The sequence below is a fragment of the Algicola sagamiensis DSM 14643 genome, assembly GCF_000374485.1.
Lineage (GTDB): Bacteria > Pseudomonadota > Gammaproteobacteria > Enterobacterales > Alteromonadaceae > Algicola > Algicola sagamiensis.
Map to the genome: position 1 here is coordinate 1 of NZ_KB894507.1, position 22,637 is coordinate 22,637.

Consider the following 22,637-nt stretch of genomic DNA (forward strand, 5'->3'; position numbering starts at 1 on the left):
AGAGCGTTTTAAATCAGGATGCGTATCTTACGCCTCTGTGATTCAAAGTCAAGGATTAAATTTAACGTTTCTTATCAACATTTAATTTGAACCTTAACCTTCTAAAATCTCGCTTTGAATCGTTTTCCTAAGCGAGGCGGCCATTTTACGATGTTTTCTTTCGAAGTCAACCTTTATTTTGAAAGTTAATTTCGAAGAACCTCTTCTCAACAACCTCACCTTCAGTCGCTGGCTTGTTTGCCCTGCCCCCTGTTGGTGTGGGAGCGCATTATAGAGATTTCATCGAAGGGCGCAAGTGTTTTTTTGAGATTTTTAAAGAAAAGGCGGATTGAGTTCAACAAACAAACAAGTCGCACATAAAACGCACGACTTGTTGTCGATTATATACAAATAGACACTTGATCAGTGCAATTTCACTGGAACCATTAATGTATTGTCTGATTTGTCTGATGCACCTATCATCTCATCATAGGCAGATTGGTGTACAAGAAATGCTTCTTTCACCCGGCAAAGGTTAAATGCATCCTTGACCTCTTCAACACTATGGTACTGGATTAATTCCCCCATATCATTCGCAACAAAACCCTTTTCATCGTTGTAATCAATTTCAACGAGGTATATCCCTTGTTCATGAGAGTGAATATTCATTGCTTGAATTTCAACATCATCACGGTTTATATGTGCATACTTGTGTTTCATTTTTCAAACTCCTAATAAAGAGAAGATAAATTAGTCCTTTGCTCTGCCCTCACTTTTATTCTAGACAATACTGTGCAAATTATAATATCGAAGTTTGAACTGCTTCTGCTTTACTATCTCTTGAATTCTTTTAGAATCCCCCCATATCTATGTTCAAATCAATGCTGTATGTTTTGACTGATGTTATCAATCCTCAGCAATAAAACGATGTAATCTGGAGAAATTTTAATGAGCGATGCAAAGCATAGCCGTCTGATTATTCTTGGTTCTGGCCCTGCCGGATACACAGCAGCAGTTTACGCTGCCCGTGCAAATCTAAATCCAGTCCTTATCACAGGCATCCAACAAGGTGGTCAATTGACAACAACAACTGAAGTTGAAAACTGGCCAGGTGATGCAAATGACCTGACTGGGCCTGACCTGATGGAAAGAATGCGTGAGCACGCTGAGAAATTCGATACACAAATCATCATCGACCATATTGAAACCGTTGATCTAAAGCAACGCCCATTCATCTTAAAAGGGAGCAACACTTATACATGTGATGCTTTGATTATTGCAACTGGGGCTTCAGCGAAATATCTTGGCCTTGACTCTGAAGAAGCATTTAAAGGTAAGGGTGTTTCTGCTTGCGCAACATGTGATGGATTCTTCTATCGCAATCAAAAGGTGTGTGTCGTTGGTGGTGGTAATACAGCAGTCGAAGAAGCGCTTTATCTGTCCAACATTGCATCTGAAGTACACTTGATCCATCGACGTGATGAATTCCGCTCTGAGAAAATCCTTACGGATAGGCTCATGGACAAAGTTGAGAATGGAAATATCATTCTTCATACTCACCGTGTTCTTGACGAAGTACTTGGCGACCAAATGGGTGTGACAGGCGTCCGTATTCAAGATGTCAATTCTGATGCCACTGAAGAGTTGGAAGTGCAAGGAGCATTTATTGCCATTGGCCATAAACCGAATACAGATATGTTCGAAGGTCAGCTAGAAATGAAAGATGGCTACATCAAAATTCATAGCGGTTTAAATGGAAACGCAACACAAACCAGCATTGAAGGTGTTTATGCTGCTGGTGATGTTTGTGACCACGTCTATCGTCAAGCAATTACCTCCGCAGGAACGGGTTGCATGGCAGCGCTGGATGCAGAAAAATATCTTGATGCATTGAAATAAGCGCTTATTTTGGAGAGTTCAAGTAACTGAGCTCTCTACACCTTCCTGATTTTCAGTGGTATTCTGAACCAAGAAGTTCACCTGAAGCTGAAAGAGCCACTTTAAAATGATGCTTTATCAACTTGATAGCTTTGATATCACGTTCCCAGATCCATGTTTTGCCCTTGAAGAACCAAACGGCCTGCTCGCTATTGGCGGTGACTTATCGGTTGAACGGCTCATCAATGCTTACCATCATGGTATTTTTCCTTGGTTCAATGATGATGAACCTCTCTTATGGTGGTCCCCGGATCCGAGATGTATTCTAGATCTCGAAGATTTTCATTTATCTAAAAGTTTTCAAAAGTTCTTACGTAAGACGCCTCTCCGTTTGACAATTAACAAACACTTCGAAGGCGTTATCGAAGGATGCACAAAACCCAGAAGAACCGAGTCAGGAACATGGATAAACCCTGCGATGATCACGGCTTATCAAGCCCTTCACCAGCGCGGCTTTGCCCATAGTATCGAAGTTTGGGATCAAGACAGGCTAGTCGGTGGCCTCTATGGTATTCTCGTTGGCGGTTGCTTTTGTGGTGAGTCGATGTTTCACACCGAACCAAACGCTTCAAAACTCGCTTTAGCTGGTTTGGTCTATCATTTAAAAAGACATGGTGGTGAATTTATTGATTGTCAGATCACAAACAATCATCTCGTATCCTTAGGTGCGAAAGAAATCACAAGAGCGCGCTTTTTAAGAAAACTAGAACACGCGAAACAATGTGATATTCCCGCCGAAGTTTGGCAACCTCAGGAGCTTAACTTACTGCATGACCAATTATAAGCAGCTCAAGCTAGGTATTACACAAACATTTGAGTGCAGTTATCTCAATGATGAAACTGAGCAATTGCTTGTTGTTCTCGATCAGGGTTGCTACAACGAATACGCTTTTGAACATCTCCTCGAAATGGGCTTTCGTCGAAGTGGCTCTCAAATCTATCGGCCACATTGTCCATTTTGCAGTGCTTGTGAATCTATTCGTGTTCGACGTGGCCAATTTCTCCCGAGTAACAGCCAAAAACGCGTATTAAAAAAATGTCAGGACTTTACACTCCATTATTCCTGGTACCCCAAAGAAACCTATTACCAGCTTTACGAGAAATATATCAATGAGCGGCATATGGATGGCTCCATGTATCCGCCTTCTCGTTCACAATATGAAAATTTTCTTCTTTGCCATTGGCTCGATATTTGTTTTATAGAAATTAGAAATAACGACCAGCTCATTGCAGTTGCAGTGACCGACACCATGCCGGATTCATTATCGGCCATCTATACCTTCTATGACCCCTCCTATGAAAAATGGAGTATTGGGACGTTTTGTATTTTAAAACAAATCGAATTACTTGATTTGCTTGATAAAAGTCACCTCTATTTAGGCTATCAGATTGAAAATTGCCATAAGATGCGTTACAAGTCTAACTTCCTTCCCCATGAGCGTTTAATCCGGGGAGAATGGCAAAATTTTAAGAAGAAACCATGAACTGCTTTACATGTTTGTTGGATTTCGGCAAAATCTGCGCTGCTATATGATTAACTGATAGAGGTTTAGTGCCTGATGGCAAAAGAAGACGTCATTGAAATGCAGGGAACGGTTCTTGAAACCCTGCCAAATACTATGTTTCGTGTTGAGCTTGAGAATGGTCATGTTGTGACGGCTCACATCTCTGGGAAAATGCGTAAAAACTATATCCGTATTCTTACAGGTGATAAGGTCACAGTTGAAATGACACCTTATGACTTATCTAAAGGCCGCATTATTTTCCGCGCCCGTTAATCGACATAAAATATAAAACAGCCTTCATCAAGAAGGCTGTTTTGTTTTGCGTCGCTTTAAATACGAAATCAGGATGTTGTTTCCACAACAGCCTCGCTTTCGTATGTAAAAGTTAATTCTTCTTTGTTCGCTCCGACAATGACATTACCGCCACGCATCAAGCAGCCAAACAAGATTTCGTTCGCCAACGGTTTTCTCACTTTTTCCTGAATTAAGCGCGCCATTGGCCTTGCGCCCATAGCCTTGTCATAGCCATGCTCTGCAAGCCACTGTATGGCTGGTTCCGTCATCTCAATGAATACGCCTTTCGCATCCAACTGTGCCTGTAATTCCACAATCAATTTATCAATGACTTGACCAATCACCACCTCATCCAGATGATTAAACCAGATAATATTATCAAGGCGATTCCGAAATTCTGGTGTAAATACTTTATTAATCTCACCTAAGGCATCATGACTGTGATCCTGCTGCTTAAAGCCGATAGATTTACGAACAGTCTCAGAAACACCTGCATTGGTCGTCATCACGACCACAACATTTCGAAAATCAGCCTTACGACCATTGTTATCTGTTAACGTCCCATGGTCCATCACTTGCAGTAAGATATTGAATATATCAGCATGTGCTTTTTCAATCTCATCTAACAAAACAACAGAATGAGGATGTTTGATCACCGCATCGGTCAGTAAGCCACCCTGTTCAAATCCAACATACCCTGGAGGGGCACCAATCAACCGACTTACTGCATGTCGTTCTAGGTATTCCGACATATCAAAGCGGAGAAATTCAACGCCCATGATCTTTGCCAACTGCTTCGTGACTTCTGTTTTACCGACTCCAGTAGGGCCTGCAAACAGAAATGAACCAACTGGCTTACCCTCGTTTCCAAGACCGGAACGAGCAAGTCGAATTGCGGAAGAAAGCGCGTCAATCGCTTCGTCCTGCCCGAAAACAACCATCTTTAAGTTCGGTCAAGGTTCTTTAAGATCTCTTTATCTGATGCAGATACGGACTTCTCAGGAATGCGCGCAATTTTGGCTACTATCTGTTCAATATCACCAACATTGATCACCTTGCGACGCTTAGAGGGTGCGACAAGACGCTGGCTTGCACCCGCTTCATCAATGACATCAATTGCTTTATCAGGTAAATGCCGCTCATTGATGTATTTCGCTGACAGCTCTGCTGCTGCACGCATTGCCTTATTGGTATAACGTACCTCATGGTGTTTTTCGTAACGTTCTTTCAAGCCAAGTAGAATCTTCGTGGTATCGTCCACCGTTGGCTCAGTAATATCAATTTTCTGGAAACGACGCACCAACGCTCTATCCTTCTCAAAAATACCTTTAAACTCTTGATACGTCGTTGAGCCAAAGCAGCGTAAATGACCACTGGACAGAAGCGGTTTAATAAGATTAGAGGCATCCATCACACCACCTGATGCAGCACCCGCACCAATGATTGTATGGATCTCATCAATGAACAGGATTGCCCCATCTTTTTGCTCTAACTCTTTGAGTAGCAATTTAAAACGCTTCTCGAAGTCACCACGATATTTCGTGCCTGCCAATAATGCCCCCATATCTAGGGAGAAAATGACAGCGTCTCGAATCACTTCGGGCACATCCTCATTCACGATACGATAGGCCAGGCCTTCGGCAATTGCAGTTTTGCCAACTCCGGCTTCACCAACTAATAAGGGGTTGTTTTTCTTACGCCGGCAGAGCACCTGGATCGTGCGTTCAACTTCTTGATCACGGCCAACTAATGGATCGATCAAGCCTTGTTTAGCGATTTCATTTAAGTTAGATGTAAAATTGGAAAGGACTTTTTTCTCTTCAATGCTCTCCTCGGACTCTTCCGATACCTCATCAGATGAAGTTTCATCAGCGTCAATTTTAGATATGCCATGAGAGATAAAATTCACAACATCAAGTCGTGTAATTTCAGACTTTTTCAAGAGATAGACTGCTTGTGACTCTTGTTCACTAAAAATCGCCACAAGGACATTCGAACCAGTTACTTCGTTTTTGCCGGATGATTGAACATGAAACACGGCACGTTGCAAAACACGTTGAAAACCAAGGGTTGGCTGAGTTTCTCTTTCGCCACTACCTTCAGGGATCACCGGTGTTGTTTCAGAAATAAAAACCATCAACTCATTACGAAGTCGATCGATATCTGCACCACAAGCTTTAAGCGCATCAACCGCTGAAGGGTTGTCCAAAAGCGCCAAGAGCAAATGCTCCACAGTCATAAACTCATGACGATTTTCCCGCGCCTGCCGAAAAGCCAAATTCAAGGTGATCTCCAGGTCTTTGTTAAGCATAGGCAACTCCTAAGTCGTCAATTCAAAATACAAATGCATCTACGCGACTTCCATCGTGCATAACAGCGGATGATTATGCTCTCGGGCATACTGGTTTACCTGTACCACCTTTGATTCCGCAACATCTGCTGTAAAGACACCACAAACAGCCTGGCCCTTATAGTGGACCGTCAACATAATCTGATTTGCTTTCTCTACATCCATATTAAAGAAACGTTGTAAAACCTCAACGACAAATTCCATTGGGGTGTAATCGTCGTTGTTCAACAATACTTTATACATTGATGGGGGCTTAATTTCTTGCTTAATTTCTTCCTTAAGCGCTTCGTCACCCACACCCAATTCTTTTAACCTACTCATGATCAAATATAGCCTTCACGATATTGGAACACCAACATTCACGTCTTCAAATTGCGACCCTATTTTTTAAACAAAAAAACTTGACTGTTGCAATTGATAATCTACAGTTAGCTATGGCGACGGGCTTCCGACGCCAAAAAATATAATTAGGGTCTAAGTAGAATAACCAATTTATTAGAGTTAGAGAAGGATGTAGAAGTATGAGTTCAGGTAAAGTTAAATGGTTCAATAATGCAAAAGGGTTCGGCTTTATTCGTGAAGACGGAAGAGACGAAGACATTTTCGCGCATTACTCCACAATTAAAATGGATGGGTACCGTACCCTCAAAGCAGGTCAAGAAGTAGAATTCGATCTGCAAGAAGGACCGAAGGGATTGCATGCCACCAATATCGTCCCAGGTAGTGGCATTGTAAAATAACCTGCCAAATTGTTCAAAAAGCAGCCTGCGGCTGCTTTTTTTCTTTCTGTCATAAAACTTTCATAAAAAAATTTCTTGTCGGAAGAACCGATTAGTTTATGAGTTTCCTAACTAAAATTTTCCTAGGAACTTTATTCTGATTGTTCTCGGTTCCAAAATATGATAATGAAGATCTTCCATCGGCGCTGATTCTGTCACTAATTGAGACTCATATAAATAGTCAATATCGTGGTCTTGACTATCGAGTGCATTAAATACCGCCAGACTGATATCATAATCTTGGTAAAGGAAGCCGATATTTAAATTCAAAATACTTGAGCTATCTGACCGAACTGAGCCTGATTCATTGAGAGGGCGGCCGCTATAATAACGAAAACGGCTGGAGCCATACCACCCTGTACCTGAATTCCCTGTGAAACCAAACTGGATCACTTCATCCACCGTCCCAGGGATATGATCGCTCTCACCTGCTGTGGAAGATTGATAACGTGCGTGTGTATTTGCATACTCCAGATCAAACGACCAGTTTTGATTGATTGTGTAGTAGGTTGTCAGTTCAACACCACGCCTTTTTGATGCTCGACTTGCTTCTGTTCCTCCACTATCCCCGACAAATAGCAGCTCGCTATCTAACTCCAGGTACCATAAAGAGAGTGATGCATTGACTGTCTCCTCGATAAACCAACGAAACCCCGTTTCTGCACCTTGACTACGCACGAGTGGATTGACCGATTGACTTGATTGACCTGTTCTCGGATCAACTTGAATTGTTGTGCCTCTTGCATCATTTGAGTGATATCCTTGTCCTGCCGAAACATAAGCTTCCCAAGCTTCTGACCACTGATACCGTAAGCTTCCTTTTAATGAGATAATGTCATCTTCCTTCTCACCTTGATTCTGCGTAAGCGCCACACCAAACTGATTGTTTACTTCGCGCGGTCGAACCTCAAATTCGTGGAAATCATATCGAATACTCAAAACCGTTGACAGTTCATCCGTCCACATGGCTTCATTTTGCGCAAAAAGACTATAACTGGATTGCTCAACACGATCGCGACGGATCACTCCCAACCTTTGACGTCGCTGTGCCTGGTAAAGGCCGATATCCTTAATTTGATCACTTCGAACCTCAATCCCTAACGTATTTGCCATCAAGGTTTCGAATAAAATAAAGTCTTCTGCAAGCTTAAATTTACCACCATAGATATACCGGTTGTCTTCTTGCTCAAATTGATCACCTTTCTGAGGGTCATCCAGAAAATAGGTAAAATTGGACCAAAGCCGCATTTGATATTCAATCAAATAAGCTTGTGCGGTGATATGTGGTGTTTCAAAGCTGCCACTCAAGCTGAATCGACTTGTTTCCCCACCCAAAGTCGGATCGATGGAACCTAATTCATCAATTAAACCCTGACGTACTGCACGTGCAGGGATTTGATCTGCGCTATTCCATTCATTTTGATAAGACATCATATTGAGACTTAAGCGACTTTCATCAAAATCCTTGGTCCATTTCAGTTGTATATTTTGCTTATTGACATCCTCTTCAACATCTTTCCAAGGCCCATCATAATACTGAATTTCCACTGCCGCTAATAAAGTGCCGTCATCAAATGGCGTACTCCCGATGAATAAACCACGTCGATAATCATTTTGTCCAGCACTCACACCAACCAATTGATTATCAACACTTATTTTTGTTTTGATTGCAGCGCTCCCTGCGCTAGAAAAATCCCCGACTTCAGCAAAATACGGGCCTTTCTGATAGCTCATATAATCAATCATTTCCGGGATCAGAAAGTTCATATCGGAATAGCCTTGACCATGCCCATGTGTTCTCATATTGACTGGCATCCCATCAATATAGGTCGCAAAATCAACGCCATGGTCCAAATTAAACCCACGGAGGAAGTATTGATTTGCCTTGCCTGATCCACTGTGTTGAGTCGCAACCATCCCAGGGACCAACTCCATTACCTCTCCAACACGCATTAAAGCTCGCGTCCCAAGCTCTTCTTGACCCACAAGCCCTTCCGAAGCATTCACGGCTTCCCCGATGAGATTGGTCTGCCTTCCAATGACAGTGAAGGTTTCAAAACTATAGTCATGAGCATGTACAGCCTCTACACTACAGGTGAATACGATACAGATTGTTTTTATTCTCAATGTATTCATAAATCTCACACAAGGTTTTTGATGAATTCGCAGTCTCTTTCGAGACGATACATCAGTGCGTTATCATGACTGACCCTGAAATTTTGCCAGATGATAGATTTTAGAATAATTGAATTTACATTTGTTGACTAAATTGGGACGTACTTTACTTCATTTATTCTTGAGAAAAAGTTGATGAAAGTCACTCTTGCGAGAGTACTTTTGGCCCGATGATGCCAATCAGAATCAATAAAATACAAGCCATTCTTTGAATGGTTGCAGGCTCTTTAAACCATAAGATCCCCACAATGGTAATCCCAACTGCACCAATCCCAGTGAAAATCGCATACGCTGTCCCAATTGGAACATATTTAAAGGCTTGAGATAAAAATGAAAAACTGAGCCACATGGCAACAAGGGTAAAGATGGAAGGATAAAGCCTTGTCAAACCTTCTGAATATGATAAGCCGATTGCCCAAACGATCTCAAAGAGGCCAGAAATGACCAGACAGGTCCACGCTTATCTTATATAGCTGTATTTTTCATTTATCTTCCTTATAAATTATACAAAAATCCAGCGTATCTAAAAAAACCGTTGGAACAAGAAATAATAAAGGGAGCTGTTGCTCCCTTTATTTACCAATCTATTTATTCCCACTCAATCGTTGCAGGCGGCTTACCTGAAACATCATAAACAACTCGGGAGATACCATCGACTTCATTAATGATCCGATTCGACACTTTTCCTAACAAATCGTAAGGTAAATGCGCCCAATGCGCTGTCATGAAATCGATTGTTTCTACAGCTCGAAGTGAGACAACAAAATCATATTTACGACCATCGCCCATCACACCGACAGACTTGACTGGAAGGAACACAGTAAATGCCTGGCTCACTTTGTCATACCAACCAGATTGACGAAGTTCATCAATAAAGATAGCGTCTGCACGACGGAGTAAATCACAGTATTCTTTTTTGATTTCTCCAAGAACACGTACACCAAGGCCCGGTCCTGGGAATGGGTGACGGTAAAGCATGTCATAAGGCAGGCCAAGCTCCAAACCAACTTTTCTGACTTCATCTTTAAAAAGCTCTCGTAATGGTTCAACCAGTTTCAACTCCATATCTTCTGGCAAACCACCAACATTATGGTGAGATTTGATCACATGCGCTTTACCTGTATCAGAACCCGCAGATTCGATGACATCTGGATAAATCGTGCCTTGAGCTAACCACTTCACACCTTGTAGTTTTGTCGCTTCCTCATCGAAGATATCAATGAAAGCTTTGCCGATAATTTTACGTTTTTGTTCTGGATCATTGACGCCTTCAAGGTCATGAAGAAATCTCGCTTCTGCCTTGACATGAATAATATTCAGGCCAAAGTGATCACCAAACATTTCCATCACTTGATGCGCTTCGTTTAAACGAAGCAAACCATTATCGACAAAAACACAGGTCAATTTGTCACCAATCGCACGCTGAAGCAACATCGCGGTTACTGAAGAATCAACCCCACCAGAGAGTGCCAGGATCACTTTATCATCGCCGACTTGTGCTTTGATCCGCTCAACCGCATCTTCCACAATCGAAGCTGGTGTCCATACTTTTTCACAACCACAAATATCAATGACGAAATGTTCTAGAATGCGCATTCCTTGACGTGTGTGGGTGACTTCTGGATGGAACTGAACCCCGTAGAAACGCTTCTCTTCATTTGCCATACCTGCATGCGGGCAGCTTTCTGTTTTTGCTGTATTGGTAAACCCATCAGGAAGCTCAATGACTTTATCACCATGGCTCATCCATACATCTAATTGCGCCCGACCTTCGTCTGTCACGTGATCTTCAATATGTTTAAGCAATTCACACGTGTTGGTAATTTCAATACGCGCATAGCCAAACTCACGAAGATCAGAACAGGAAACTTTTCCGCCAAGTTGCTCTGCCATCGTTTGCATACCGTAGCAGATCCCAAACACTGGTACACCCGCTTCAAAAACATATTCAGGTGCACGCGGGGAATTTTCTTGTGCAACGCTTTCTGGTCCGCCTGACAAGATGATCCCGGTTGGATTAAATTCTTGGATTTTTTCCTGTGGGACGTCCCATGCCCATAATTCACAGTAAACACCGATTTCCCGAACACGACGCGCGATAAGCTGTGTATATTGAGAACCAAAGTCGAGGATCAAAATGCGTTGATCATGAATATTCATTGCGATTTGTCACTTATTCAAATTTTGAATGGAGCTGGTCAAGCATGACCAGCCAAATTATCTTGAGAAATTTTTGTCGCTTCGTTGCTATCGAAGTTTAGCCAACGCGGTAGTTTGGTGGCTCTTTTGTGATCTGTACATCATGAACGTGAGATTCACCCATCCCCGCTGATGTCACACGAACAAACTGTGGTTTCGTGCGAAGTTCATCAATGGTTCCGCACCCCGTCAAACCCATTGCTGAGCGTAAACCACCAAGTTGCTGATGAATGATATTTCCAATCGGGCCTTTATATGGCACACGGCCTTCAATCCCTTCTGGGACCAGTTTTTCAGCTTGATTTGTATCTTGGAAATAACGGTCAGAAGACCCATGACTTTGATTCATGGCACCTAAAGAACCCATTCCACGATAAGATTTATAATAACGGCCTTGGTAAAGCTCTACAGCACCAGGGGCTTCTTCTGTACCAGCTAACATAGAGCCAACCATGACGCAGCTTGCACCTGCAACCAATGCTTTTGCCACATCACCAGAGAATCGAATCCCGCCATCCGCGATGACTGGAATATCTCTGTCTTGCATCGCCTCAACTGCATCCGCAATTGCAGTAATTTGAGGAACTCCGACACCCGTTACAATTCGTGTCGTACAGATTGAACCTGGACCAATACCAACTTTAACCGCATCTACCCCAGCATCAGCCAGTGCAACCGCACCTTCTGTCGTTGCGACATTTCCAGCCACAATATCCAAGTCAGGGTAATGCTTTCTTGCCCACTTCACACGCTCGATCACGCCTTGAGAATGACCATGAGATGTATCGATGAGTAACACATCAACACCAGCTTCAACAAGCGCTGCAATTCTTTCTTCAGTACCAGCACCAACACCAACAGCAGCACCAACACGTAGGCGTCCAAGTTTGTCCTTACATGCATTTGGTTTGTTTGCTGCTTTCTGGAAATCTTTCACGGTGATCATGCCTTTCAGCTTAAAAGCATCATCGACCACAAGGATTTTTTCGATTCTGTTTTTGTGCATGAGATCCAACACTTGCTCAGATGGTGCCCCCTCTTTGACTGTGATCAGTCTTTCTTTTGGAGTCATCGCTGCTTCAACATGTTGTTCCAAATTACGTTCGAAACGAATATCACGGCCTGTCACGATACCTAGCAGGTTGTTATCGTTATCTACGACAGGGAAAGCAGAAAAACCATGTTGTTTGGCTAGGGAAATCGCTTCTGAGACTTTGGTACTTGGAGAGACAACGACAGGATCTGAAACAATACCACTTTCAAATTTCTTAACACGACGAACTTCTTCAGCTTGCTGTTCAATCGTCATATTTTTATGAATGAACCCTATACCGCCTTCTTGGGCCAATGCAATCGCAAGATTTGATTCAGTCACCGTATCCATCGCTGCAGAAACAATAGGCATATTCAAAGAGATATTACGCGTTAAACGTGTCGAGAGTTGGACTTCATTGGGAAGAATTTCAGAGTGTCCAGGGACCAAAAGGACATCGTCAAAGGTCAAAGCTTCTTTCGCTATTCTGAGCATGGCAACTTTCCAGAGTTTTGTTTGAGTACTAAAAGTTGCCGCCGAATTTTAGCCGCCTATATCGATGATGTAAAGTTTTATTTTTTATGAATTCATCGTCTATCACGGTCAAAGTAGGTATTTTTCCATGTTAAAATAGGCTTCTTTCTCATGAATGTTGGATTATCCATGCGCTCTAACACACGTGCTATATTTAGTGTGACTCAATTAAATAAACAAGTAAAACAATTACTTGAGATAGATTTCGCTGGTATTTGGGTCACAGGTGAAATTTCAAATTTTGTTTGCCCTGGATCTGGCCATTGGTATTTTACCTTGAAAGATGAAAAAGCACAGGTCAGAGCAGCAATGTTCAGATCACAGAATGCGCGGGTTTCTTTTCCTGCTCAAAATGGCGTACAAGTTTTAGCAAGAGGCCGTCTGAGCCTTTACGAACCTCGCGGTGATTACCAGTTTATTGTTGAAACCATGGAGCCAGCTGGAGATGGGCTACTTCGACAACAGTTTGAAGCGTTAAAAGCGCAGTTGGCTGCAGAAGGTTTTTTTAATACTGCTTATAAAAAACCACTTCCATCATCAATACAGCGAGTTGGCGTGATCACTTCTCCAACGGGAGCTGCCATCAAGGATATTCTATCTGTCCTGCAAAGACGCGCCCCACAATTGGAAGTGGTGATATATCCTGCGCAAGTGCAAGGTCAAGAAGCTCCCCAACAATTAATCCATGCCCTCCAAACAGCCAATTTACGTCAAGAAGTCGATGTGATCCTTTTAGGACGAGGTGGCGGCTCGTTAGAAGATCTTTGGTGTTTTAATGATGAACAACTTGCCCGTGCCATATTCCAAAGCGATATTCCTGTGATTAGTGCTGTTGGGCACGAAATCGACGTGACAATTTCGGATTATGTTGCAGATATTCGTGCTGCAACACCATCTGCTGCTGCAGAGCTCGTGAGTCCTGATAACCAGCATTTACAACAGAAAGTGATCCTAATGAGGAACCGTTTGAATGTCGTGATGAGCCATCGATTACAAGTTATTGAACATGAGCAGCGGGTTCTTCTTCAACGACTGGCGTCCCAGCACCCCAATTACCAATTAGAACATCAGGCACAAAAACTTGATGAGTTATGCATGCGTTTCAGATTCTCTATTCAGAAACTGTTTAATCAAAAGCAGCAAAGGAGTGAACACTTTGCCCATCGCCTTCATGCTTTTTCTCCCCAGCAGCAACTGGAACAACTCCAACTCAAACAAACACATTTACAACTTCGTCTCGATAAAGCGATGAAGCAACAATTGGTACAAAAACAACATCAATGGTCAACTAAATTAAAGCAGTTGGATATTGTCAGTCCATTAGCAACGATTGCACGCGGTTATAGCATTACTTTTGATCAGCAACAGAAAGTTGTTCGTGAAACGCAGCAGGTTCTACCGGGCGAACAATTACGAACACGTGTTTCTGATGGAGAGATCATCAGCGAAGTCACTCAAGTGATGCCTATATAAGAACGATGAAGAACACTGACAGAAAAGAGCGGTCTTTATTGATCCGCTCTCAACCTTTATACCCAACCTAAAAGTTAACATTTTAATTACAACAATACTCTAACTAAAGTGTGTCATAAAATTTTCACTTTATGTCTGAGAATAGTGTTAAACACACACACCATTGTTCTGCCAAGTTTAATTTTTAAAAAACCATATAAAGAAGCATAAAATTTTAGTTTGACAGATTGTTCCTATTTTGGATATAAACGTTTCCGATGAAGAAGCAGTATCATCCAGGTGATATTTCATTTCTTACGAAATATCAGGATAATAAATCAAAACAGGGAACATGATGATGCAAACACACATCAAAACTCTCTTAACAACGTCTCTATTATCAGTTTCTGCCTTTGTCAGTCAGGCCTTCGCCACTGATTGTCCAACTGATGGCCGTCTTAAATATCAACATAGCCGTGTCTATTTAGAATGTGTATCCGCTAACTGTATGGGACAAACAACAAATACCTATAAGATGACAGTTCGATACAAACTTATCGCAGATACTCCTCCACATCAGGAAGCACGCTTATGTTGGAAAGAAAATGTTCCAGCGGACATCAATGATGGACGTCGAACTGCACATACGATTGGCCCAGAATGTCCTAATGGCACGAATATGACTGCTCGATGGGAATTAGATCGCCAGTTTAAGCCTATTACAGCCCTCGCAACAGCTTGTGATGGTGAGCAGTATGTCTACATCGTCAGAGAATTGAATATACCCTGATGAAGTATGGATCAACAACAGCGGTTTATAGGCAGCAAGCAATGAAGTCTTGCTGCATTTTTTATTTCAGAATCTCCATTTTAATATTTTTTCAATGAAAACAAGTAAGTAAAAATCGCCCCTCTAATATACGTACCTAAATCAAACAAAAAGATAAATATTTGTAAACAACCTGTTGCTTTTCTAATCTAAAATCCGTTAGAATACGCTCAACCCTAAAAAGGTGTTTACTTAAGTGATTAGCAATGGTAATTAGTTATCTCAAATAGTTTATTATTGTTACTATTGGTATTCATTTAAACGAAAGTATGGTTGTTAAATTTTTGGAGTTTGTCGTGTTGAGTCTTAAAAAATTAACTTCACTCATTCTATTTACATTCATCGCTTCTTCTTTAGTGGCATGTAGCGATGATAAAGAACAATCAAGGACACATTCAGTTTCCCCATCGAAAGCAGCTCAAACAAAAGAGCAGAAAAAAGATGATGCTGAATCTGAGCAGGAAAGCGACGATAACCAACTTCCTATCGCTGCTGCTGGTGGTGATACCATTGCGAAGGCAGGGAAACTCATTACATTAGATGGTTATGATTCCCGAGATGCAGATGGCATTATCCATGCGTATCAGTGGAAACAAATCTCTGGTATCCCAGTGAAGTTAAAAAAGGATGATGAGGCAAAAGCTTATTTTTCAGCGCCAAAAGTCAAAAAGCCTGAAGAGGTTACGTTTGAGTTAGAAGTCACTGACGATAAAGGTGGCAAAGCAACAGATACCGTGACGTATCAAATTGTTCCTGTAAATAGTACACCTGTTGCAGATGCAGGAGACAGCCTGGTTGTTGCAGCAGGTAGCGAAGTTGTCCTTGATGGCTCAGCATCGGAAGACCCTGACGGATACATTAAAACATTCAAATGGCGTCAAGTTTCTGGAACTCGTGTAGACCTTTCAAGCACAGATGAAGATATTCTTGAGTTTATTGCGCCACCATATGACAGCACAGCATCTGAACTCAAATTCGAGCTTGTTGTTTATGATGACGATGGTAAAAAAGCAGTCGATACAGTCAAAGTCATCGTCAGCCAAGACGCAGACAAATAAATAGCTGACAATTTCATTTCTCAACCTTTTTAGCGGCTACTCCAGTGGTCGCTTTTTTTTGAAAGCCTTCCCGATACCTTGTTGGAGAAATACCTACAACCTTTCGAAAATGATGTCTTAAGTTTATTGCATGTTGAAAACCAGATTGTACTGCAATATGCTCTATCGGCTCATGAGTTGACTCAAGTAATCTCTTTGCATGCAAAACTCTTTGAGCTATCAGCCATTCTTTAGGACTGAAGTTTAATGTCTCCCGGAATCGACGATCAAAAGTCCGTCGGGACATATTTGCTTTTGATGCAAGTTGATCAATATTGATATCTTGATGGAGGTGTTCTATCGCCCAATCCAACACCGCGCTAAATTGGTCAGGATATTTGCGAACTGGCGCTTCAATAAACTGACTCTGTCCCCCTTGTCTGTGAGCACTCAGCACCAAGCGCCTCGCAACCTGGTTCGCAACAACATGGCCATAGTCATCTCTGATCATTTCAATTCCAAGATCAAGGCATGCTGAGCTACCGGCTGATGCACCATATTTCCCATCATAAATAAACAACACATTCTCAATATAGTGGCAAAGCGGAAAACGCTTTTTAAATTCCTCCGCATATCGCCAGTGCGTTGTGATCTTCCGACCATCCATGAACCCAAGTTGTGCAGGAAGAAAAACTCCAGAGCAAAAAGTAATGAGCCGCTTACCTTGTTTCATATGTCTCATCAGTGCATGTTGAAGCGCTGTATTCACCACCACATCTGCTATAGGCCAACTCGGGATCACAACAATATCAAAATCATCAAGGTGAGAGACTACTTCGCACGAGAATGAAATCCCGCCCGTTCCAGACATCACTCTCTTATCAAATGTGACAACTTTTGTTTGATACCAATCATTAAACTCTGGTCTAGCTAGGGCAAATAGTTCAACAGCACACCCAAACTCAAAGAGAGCCATCTGATTGTAAGCCAAAATAGCCAATGTCTTCATCTTACTTACCTGATTTCAATTTAAGTTGGCTTGATCTTAACGAAGATTGTATTATCAGCCAATTTTATACGATCAGTACAATGACTAAAATGACTTATCATTCGAAAAAAGGAAGATAAAATGTCATCACCAGTCACTAGAAAAAAAGCGGCAAAAAGCTCAGAGGCACTTGAACATTTTGATGATTTAATGAGATTTGAAACAGACTGCTGGGATGTTCACTTTTCTATTCAAAACCATCGCATGGACTTTATTCTTTTAGATGTGCGTTCAGAAGATATGTACTCTCAAGGGCACATTGCACAAGCAATGAATTTGCCACATCAGAAGAACAATGAAAAAGCTCTGACTACTTTTCCGATTGATTCTTTATTTGTTGTGTATTGCGCTGGGCCTCACTGTAATGCAACTGAAAAAGCGGCAATTCGGCTAGCAAACTTAAACCGCCCTGTGAAAAAAATGATTGGAGGGGTTATGGGCTGGCTCGATGAGGGGTTTTCCTTGACCAAAAGCAGCTAAACCGCGCATAGCCGCTATCTAATCCCATTCACGAACAACTTGCATATTCAATGGCAGCATCAACCAAGAGCTGATTGGAATTTAAAGTTGGCAAAACTGAATTGGTCTCATCAATGATTAAAGGAATTTCAGTACATCCAAGGATGACGGCATCACACCCTTTATCTTTTAGCGCTAGGATCACCTGCTGAAAATATTGAATTGAAGTGGGCTTGAAAATACCGTAAACCAGCTCTTCCATGATCAGCTGTCCGATGTACTGAATTTCTTCCTGTTCTGGCCTGGCCCACTCGAGTCCTTTTGCTTCTATTTTTTCTGGATACACCTGACTTTCAACGAGCCATTGAGTCCCTAAAATTCCAAGTTTTTTGAATCCTCTTTGTTTAGCACTGCCAACAACAACTTCTGCAATATGCAGCCATGGTAGAGGTGAACGCTCAGCAACATAGTCGAATGCTTGATGGATTGTATTATCCGGACATATCAGGAAGTCAGCACCCTGTTGTTTCAGCTTATGTGCAGAAAACAACATGAGATCACCAACCCCATCGAGATCTTGTGCATCTAAACAAGTAACATAATCAGCAAGAGAATGAGTATGCATGGATACTTCGGGATATACATGTTTCCCAAAAAATTGAGGGCTGTGGGCACAGATTGTTTTATAACAAAGCGCAGCGCCTTGTGCTGAACAACCCACGATACCGATATGTTGGTTTGGACGCGTCATCTTTTCCCTTTTATTATATGCCGAATACTCCCCCATTTTTATCATATTCGATAGAGTATTGAAAAGCTTGACTTTCTTTTTATGTACTCTAGTAGCATCACCACATTGAAAGCAAATCAACCCATGAAAAATAGGCCTCTAGAAGTTCCTATGATTTTTACCGCAGATGTTCATTACTCAGGTAATAACGCATCAGCAGCTAGACTCCTATTTTCAGACTGGCAATCTGATAAAGTTGAAATAAGATACAGCAAAGTCTCATACCATCAACATGCATGGTCAACATCGACTCGCTCCCCAGCTCAAACCTGTTGATAGTTTATGCCGAGAGCCAGCAACAGTTTTCCACACCATGATTTTTCATCAACCTCCATTTTCAGTCCAATTCGTGATAGTGGTTTCTACTATCACTCTTTTTACTCAGAACACTGTTTTGTCATTAAAATGCCACTTGGAATTCTTGAAAAATTAGTTGACTCCAACTACGAATACAGCCAGACTAAATCCCCGAAACATAGACAAAATCCATCGTATCTGTTCAGCATGATCATCGTTTTCAACGATTGATTTTCCTGCTTGAAAATCTAACAGCTAGGAAATCTGAAAGTATTGTGAGATCGCGTTCATGTACAAGATCCTTCCAGGAGAAAGCAAATGGCTGAGTCAAGAGCAAAAGCATCGAATCAGTCTCAAGCTGTAGATGAGGTTGTCGAAGAAACCCCATCTGAGAACCTAGAAAGTAAAGAGGCACAAGCCCTCCAAATCGTCAGTAAATATACTGGCTGGGGCGCAGGCGCTGGTGTTATTCCCTTCCCTGTTTGGGACGTTGTCGCTATCGGCGGTGTCCAAATCGTCATGCTCAAAGAGTTGTTCGAACTCTATGGCGTTCCATTTTCCGAAACTAAAGCACGCTCCGTAGTTAGTGTCTTGCTTGGCAGTATTTCGCCAACTTTACTCGCAGGTGTCACCGCTGCCACACTGTTCAAAGTCGTCCCTGTTGTGGGCCACGCATTGGCAGCCCTTTCGTTGCCGATTCTTGCATCTGCAGCGACCTACGCTGTTGGTAAAGTCATGACCGATCACCTTGAGCAAGGTGGCACATTAGAAGACTTTGATGCAAAAGCTGCAAAAAAAGAGTTCAACGACAACCTTGAAGAAGGCAAACAGGCCGCAAAAGCAGCCGTGAAAGGAACAGCTTAAAGTTCTCTTCTTCTTTTTGTTACTGCTGAAAAGTATAAATTTGAGCAAAACCATGGGCTGATAAAGGCTTTTCAGCTGTAACCCTGTTGACTATGTCAGAGGCTTGGAATGGCATTAATTTATTTTGTTTTCTACGTACTATTTTGTTGTGCTATTGGCGCTGCGGGAAAAGAGCAGCCATTGGGTTTCGTTGGTTATGCGTTAATCTCGTTCTTCCTTACCCCTCCTGTTGGTTTAGCCGTTTTACTGGTCATGCTTTTGTATACAAAGGCAGCGGCAAAGCAGCAGGTGGAAGGACATGCCACAACGCAGATCGGATCGGACCAGATCCAAAAATAACAATAATGACCAGGGTTCACTCCTAAGGTTTGTGTGCAATAAATAGCAGTCATGAGTCTGCTTTTTTAGGCTTGTTATGGATTTAATTCGCTTTTTTATTTCTAGTTCTCAAATACCAAAATCGAAGCTAGTTTTTCATTCTCTACTTGCTGGTATAACTAACGTTCTTGTTTTAGCACTTCTGAATAGCGCAGCACAGAATGCTTCCAACAAGACCGCAGAAGTTATTCTTTTTGTTCTGTTTACCATTAACGTTATCATATTTGTCCTGTCACAAAAGTTTATCTGGCGCACATCTATTCAGGAAATTGAGCACCTCGTTCATACCATTCGCCTGCGCCTAATCCACAAAATTGCTGGCTGTCAGCTTGAAAAGATTGAGAGGACTGGGAAGTCCGAGCTATATGCTGCTATCAACCAACATGCATATACGATCACTCTCTCTGCAATGCCTGTGATCATTTCGATTCAAAGTGCCATTCTCATCATGTTCACCCTGATTTATATCATGACCCTTTCATTGGTTGCCTTTGTATTGACCGTCTGCTTTTTAACTGCGGCAGTGTATTTTGCTGTTCAACGAAGTCGTCGGGCAAAAGTGCGATTGGATGTTGCAATTCACAAAGAAAAAGGAGCTTACGCAACCATCAATGATCTTTTGGAAGGATTCAAAGAAGTGAAACTTCATGATGATCGACAACAAGATCTTACTGAATTCATTGATTATCTCTCTGAAGGCGCAAAAGATAGTCGAACGACTGCCAATCAACAAATGGCGCTCAATTATATCAGCACACAAACGTCCTTCTATCTAATGATTGCATTTATGATTTTTCTAATCCCAATCATTGGACCGGATACATTCCCAGAAGACGTGATTAAAGTCACAACGGCAGCAATTTTCATTATCGGTCCGATTAATAGCATCATTTCAATTTTACCAAGTTTTACCAACGCACAAGCTTCGCTTCACTTTATTCAACGTGTTGATAACTTACTTGAAAAAAGTCAAGAAGGTGACATCGGGCACAATGTGGTTTTGCCACCATTTGAAAAACTCACTTTGAAGGATGTGTGTTATTTCTATCAGGGCCAGGATGAAGACCCAGGGTTTCAGGTGGGCCCTGTGAATCTTGAGATAAAAGCAAATGAAATCGTCTTTTTTACGGGTGGAAATGGTTCAGGAAAAACAACATTACTCAAGTCTCTCGTTGGCTTATACCAGATAAAATCAGGTGTGATCGAATATAACGGTTCCCCAATTCGCTCTGATCAGTTACGGGCTTTTCGGAATCAATTCACAGGTATATTTTCAGATTATCACCTGTTTAAGCGGTTTTATGGACTTGGAAATGTCGACCCAGACGAAGCAAAAGAACTGCTTGATTTGCTTCAACTCGAACAAAAAACATCGATTTCTGAAGATGAGTTTATTACACAAAACCTTTCTACAGGACAGAGAAAGCGACTGGCGCTCGTCGTCGCAATCCTTGAAAAGCGACCAGTTTTAATTTTGGATGAATGGGCAGCAGATCAAGATCCAACATTCCGAGCCATTTTTTATCAGAAAATCCTCCCTAAATTGAAAGCACAAGGTCGAACCATTATCGCCATCACCCATGATGAAAAATACTTCGATTGTTCGGATCAACGTTTTCATTTAGTCGAGGGAAAAATCTCGCAACAACATGAATCCTAAGAAAGGCAAAAACTTCCGAAATAAGGGCAACTATGTTTTCTAAATTGAAGCACTGGCTAAAAGAGAACAAACTGGAAATCTACATTAGTATCCTTGCCGGGATCATGCTATTTATCATTTCAATCCCTTCCATGATTGTTACCATTGAAGCTGGTCATGAAGGTGTCATCTGGTATCGATTTTTCGGTGGCACGTCTCTCAAAAAGGTTTACACGGAAGGCACTAAATTTATTTTCCCTTGGGATAAAATGCATGTCTACAACATGCGTTTAAAAGAGGTCAGTACCAACTACCAAACACTTTCAAAAAATGGACTCAATGTTGGTGTCGAAGTGACATTCCGATTCCGTCCAAAGCCTGTGAACCTACCTAAACTTCACAAGTTTATTGGCCCAGATTATATCGAAGTGCTGATCTTACCGAAAATTGGATCCCACGTTCGTGAAGTCCTAGCACACTACGAACCTGAAGCACTTTATTCTACGCATCGTCAAGAAATCGAAAGAAAACTTTTGCAAAATATTCGCAACGATGTTCTTCCTGAGGGTACAAAAACAACAGAGAGCGAAATTGATCGCATGATGCAGTACATTGTTTTTGAAAATGTATTTATCACCAAAATTGCTTTACCAGAAAGAGTGATCCAAGCCATCGAGGCAAAAGAATCGACCAAACAAAAAGCCATGGCTTACGATCATCGACTGGATATTGCAAGAAAGGAAAAAATGCGTAAGCGGATTGAAGCAGAAGGTGTTCGCGATTTTCAAAATACGATCAATGAAGGTATCTCCGATAAATACCTGATTTGGAAGGGCATCGAAGCCACACTAGAGCTGGCCAGCTCCCCTAATTCAAAAGTTGTTGTAATTGGATCCGGTGATGATGGGCTCCCCATTATTCTCGGTGGTGATTACAGCTCTACGATTCGAGATTTACGTCAGGAGAGAAAGGACTCAGAGGAAAAACCAACGCAACAGGATCCGAAAAGTGATCAAAGCGTTGCCATCAAAACGCAATAAAGAATAAAACGTTGAGGA

21 protein-coding genes and 1 pseudogene are annotated in these 22,637 nt (G+C 41.8%); 13 read left to right on the plus strand and 9 right to left on the minus strand.

Annotation, left to right across the window (positions count from 1 at the left end; translation table 11 throughout):
• Nucleotides 1-402: 402 nt before the first annotated feature.
• Nucleotides 403-699 (minus strand): DUF6482 family protein, encoded by a 297-nt coding sequence (locus tag C505_RS0118255; RefSeq protein ID WP_018694080.1) that lies wholly within the window; start codon nucleotides 697-699, stop codon nucleotides 403-405.
• Nucleotides 700-927: 228 nt separating this feature from the next.
• On the opposite strand from C505_RS0118255, the gene trxB reads away from it, so the two are divergent.
• From trxB to infA, 4 genes are all read left to right on the plus strand, one after another.
• Nucleotides 928-1,878 carry a thioredoxin-disulfide reductase gene (gene trxB, locus C505_RS0118260; RefSeq protein ID WP_018694081.1) on the plus strand — a complete coding sequence of 317 codons (951 nt, stop codon included), beginning with the start codon at nucleotides 928-930 and terminating at the stop codon, nucleotides 1,876-1,878.
• Between the two features lie 106 nt (nucleotides 1,879-1,984).
• Nucleotides 1,985-2,701 (plus strand): leucyl/phenylalanyl-tRNA--protein transferase, encoded by a 717-nt coding sequence (gene aat, locus C505_RS0118265; protein WP_018694082.1) that lies wholly within the window; start codon nucleotides 1,985-1,987, stop codon nucleotides 2,699-2,701.
• Complete coding sequence (locus C505_RS0118270; RefSeq protein ID WP_018694083.1) at nucleotides 2,688-3,401, plus strand: arginyltransferase; 714 nt, start codon at nucleotides 2,688-2,690, stop codon at nucleotides 3,399-3,401. Before aat ends, C505_RS0118270 begins: the two co-directional genes overlap by 14 nt.
• Nucleotides 3,402-3,476: 75 nt before the next feature.
• Nucleotides 3,477-3,695, plus strand: coding sequence for a translation initiation factor IF-1 (gene infA / locus C505_RS0118275; protein ID WP_018694084.1), 219 nt, complete (start codon nucleotides 3,477-3,479; stop codon nucleotides 3,693-3,695).
• Nucleotides 3,696-3,763: 68 nt separating this feature from the next.
• On the opposite strand, the pseudogene clpA reads toward infA, so the two are convergent.
• Nucleotides 3,764-6,027 (minus strand): annotated as a pseudogene (gene clpA, locus C505_RS22895) (ATP-dependent Clp protease ATP-binding subunit ClpA).
• A gap of 39 nt (nucleotides 6,028-6,066) precedes the next feature.
• Entirely contained in the window at nucleotides 6,067-6,387 is a 321-nt protein-coding gene (gene clpS / locus C505_RS0118285; protein ID WP_018694085.1) for an ATP-dependent Clp protease adapter ClpS, read from the minus strand.
• 200 nt (nucleotides 6,388-6,587) lie between these two features.
• On the opposite strand from clpS, the gene cspD reads away from it, so the two are divergent.
• A complete protein-coding gene (gene cspD / locus C505_RS0118290) occupies nucleotides 6,588-6,806 on the plus strand; it encodes a cold shock domain-containing protein CspD (protein WP_018694086.1) in 219 nt (72 codons plus the stop codon).
• 111 nt (nucleotides 6,807-6,917) lie between these two features.
• Here the strand turns inward: cspD and C505_RS0118295 are convergent, their stop codons facing one another.
• The 4 genes from C505_RS0118295 to guaB all read right to left on the minus strand — a co-directional run bounded on the left by C505_RS0118295 (nucleotide 6,918) and on the right by guaB (nucleotide 12,747).
• Entirely contained in the window at nucleotides 6,918-8,981 is a 2,064-nt protein-coding gene (locus tag C505_RS0118295; RefSeq protein ID WP_018694087.1) for a TonB-dependent receptor, read from the minus strand.
• A 181-nt stretch (nucleotides 8,982-9,162) separates the two neighbouring features.
• Nucleotides 9,163-9,468 carry a DMT family transporter gene (locus C505_RS0118300; protein ID WP_026318084.1) on the minus strand — a complete coding sequence of 102 codons (306 nt, stop codon included), beginning with the start codon at nucleotides 9,466-9,468 and terminating at the stop codon, nucleotides 9,163-9,165.
• A 140-nt stretch (nucleotides 9,469-9,608) separates the two neighbouring features.
• Nucleotides 9,609-11,186, minus strand: a complete 1,578-nt coding sequence (guaA, locus tag C505_RS0118305; protein WP_026318085.1) for a glutamine-hydrolyzing GMP synthase — start codon at nucleotides 11,184-11,186, stop codon at nucleotides 9,609-9,611.
• 91 nt (nucleotides 11,187-11,277) lie between these two features.
• Nucleotides 11,278-12,747, minus strand: a complete 1,470-nt coding sequence (gene guaB, locus C505_RS0118310) for an IMP dehydrogenase (protein ID WP_018694090.1) — start codon at nucleotides 12,745-12,747, stop codon at nucleotides 11,278-11,280.
• A 168-nt stretch (nucleotides 12,748-12,915) separates the two neighbouring features.
• Between guaB and xseA the strand changes: the two genes are divergently transcribed.
• From xseA to C505_RS0118325, 3 genes are all read left to right on the plus strand, one after another.
• A complete protein-coding gene (gene xseA, locus C505_RS0118315; protein WP_018694091.1) occupies nucleotides 12,916-14,259 on the plus strand; it encodes an exodeoxyribonuclease VII large subunit in 1,344 nt (447 codons plus the stop codon).
• Between the two features lie 334 nt (nucleotides 14,260-14,593).
• Nucleotides 14,594-15,028: a hypothetical protein gene (locus C505_RS0118320; RefSeq protein WP_169337069.1), complete on the plus strand. Its 435-nt coding sequence runs from the start codon at nucleotides 14,594-14,596 to the stop codon at nucleotides 15,026-15,028.
• 335 nt (nucleotides 15,029-15,363) lie between these two features.
• Nucleotides 15,364-16,125, plus strand: a complete 762-nt coding sequence (locus tag C505_RS0118325; RefSeq protein ID WP_157369193.1) for a PKD domain-containing protein — start codon at nucleotides 15,364-15,366, stop codon at nucleotides 16,123-16,125.
• Between the two features lie 13 nt (nucleotides 16,126-16,138).
• Here the strand turns inward: C505_RS0118325 and C505_RS0118330 are convergent, their stop codons facing one another.
• Nucleotides 16,139-17,113 (minus strand): helix-turn-helix domain-containing protein, encoded by a 975-nt coding sequence (locus tag C505_RS0118330; protein ID WP_018694094.1) that lies wholly within the window; start codon nucleotides 17,111-17,113, stop codon nucleotides 16,139-16,141.
• 120 nt (nucleotides 17,114-17,233) lie between these two features.
• Between C505_RS0118330 and C505_RS0118335 the strand changes: the two genes are divergently transcribed.
• Entirely contained in the window at nucleotides 17,234-17,632 is a 399-nt protein-coding gene (locus C505_RS0118335; RefSeq protein ID WP_018694095.1) for a rhodanese-like domain-containing protein, read from the plus strand.
• Between the two features lie 28 nt (nucleotides 17,633-17,660).
• Here the strand turns inward: C505_RS0118335 and C505_RS0118340 are convergent, their stop codons facing one another.
• Nucleotides 17,661-18,362 (minus strand): aspartate/glutamate racemase family protein, encoded by a 702-nt coding sequence (locus C505_RS0118340; RefSeq protein WP_018694096.1) that lies wholly within the window; start codon nucleotides 18,360-18,362, stop codon nucleotides 17,661-17,663.
• Between the two features lie 654 nt (nucleotides 18,363-19,016).
• Here C505_RS0118340 and C505_RS22900 point away from each other — a divergent pair.
• The 4 genes from C505_RS22900 to C505_RS22910 all read left to right on the plus strand — a co-directional run bounded on the left by C505_RS22900 (nucleotide 19,017) and on the right by C505_RS22910 (nucleotide 22,619).
• Entirely contained in the window at nucleotides 19,017-19,562 is a 546-nt protein-coding gene (locus tag C505_RS22900) for a YcjF family protein (protein WP_018694097.1), read from the plus strand.
• Nucleotides 19,563-19,670: 108 nt separating this feature from the next.
• Nucleotides 19,671-19,901, plus strand: coding sequence for a hypothetical protein (locus tag C505_RS22905; protein ID WP_018694098.1), 231 nt, complete (start codon nucleotides 19,671-19,673; stop codon nucleotides 19,899-19,901).
• A gap of 76 nt (nucleotides 19,902-19,977) precedes the next feature.
• Nucleotides 19,978-21,600, plus strand: coding sequence for a cyclic peptide export ABC transporter (locus C505_RS0118355; protein ID WP_018694099.1), 1,623 nt, complete (start codon nucleotides 19,978-19,980; stop codon nucleotides 21,598-21,600).
• Between the two features lie 32 nt (nucleotides 21,601-21,632).
• Nucleotides 21,633-22,619 carry a prohibitin family protein gene (locus C505_RS22910; RefSeq protein ID WP_018694100.1) on the plus strand — a complete coding sequence of 329 codons (987 nt, stop codon included), beginning with the start codon at nucleotides 21,633-21,635 and terminating at the stop codon, nucleotides 22,617-22,619.
• Nucleotides 22,620-22,637 lie beyond the last annotated feature (18 nt).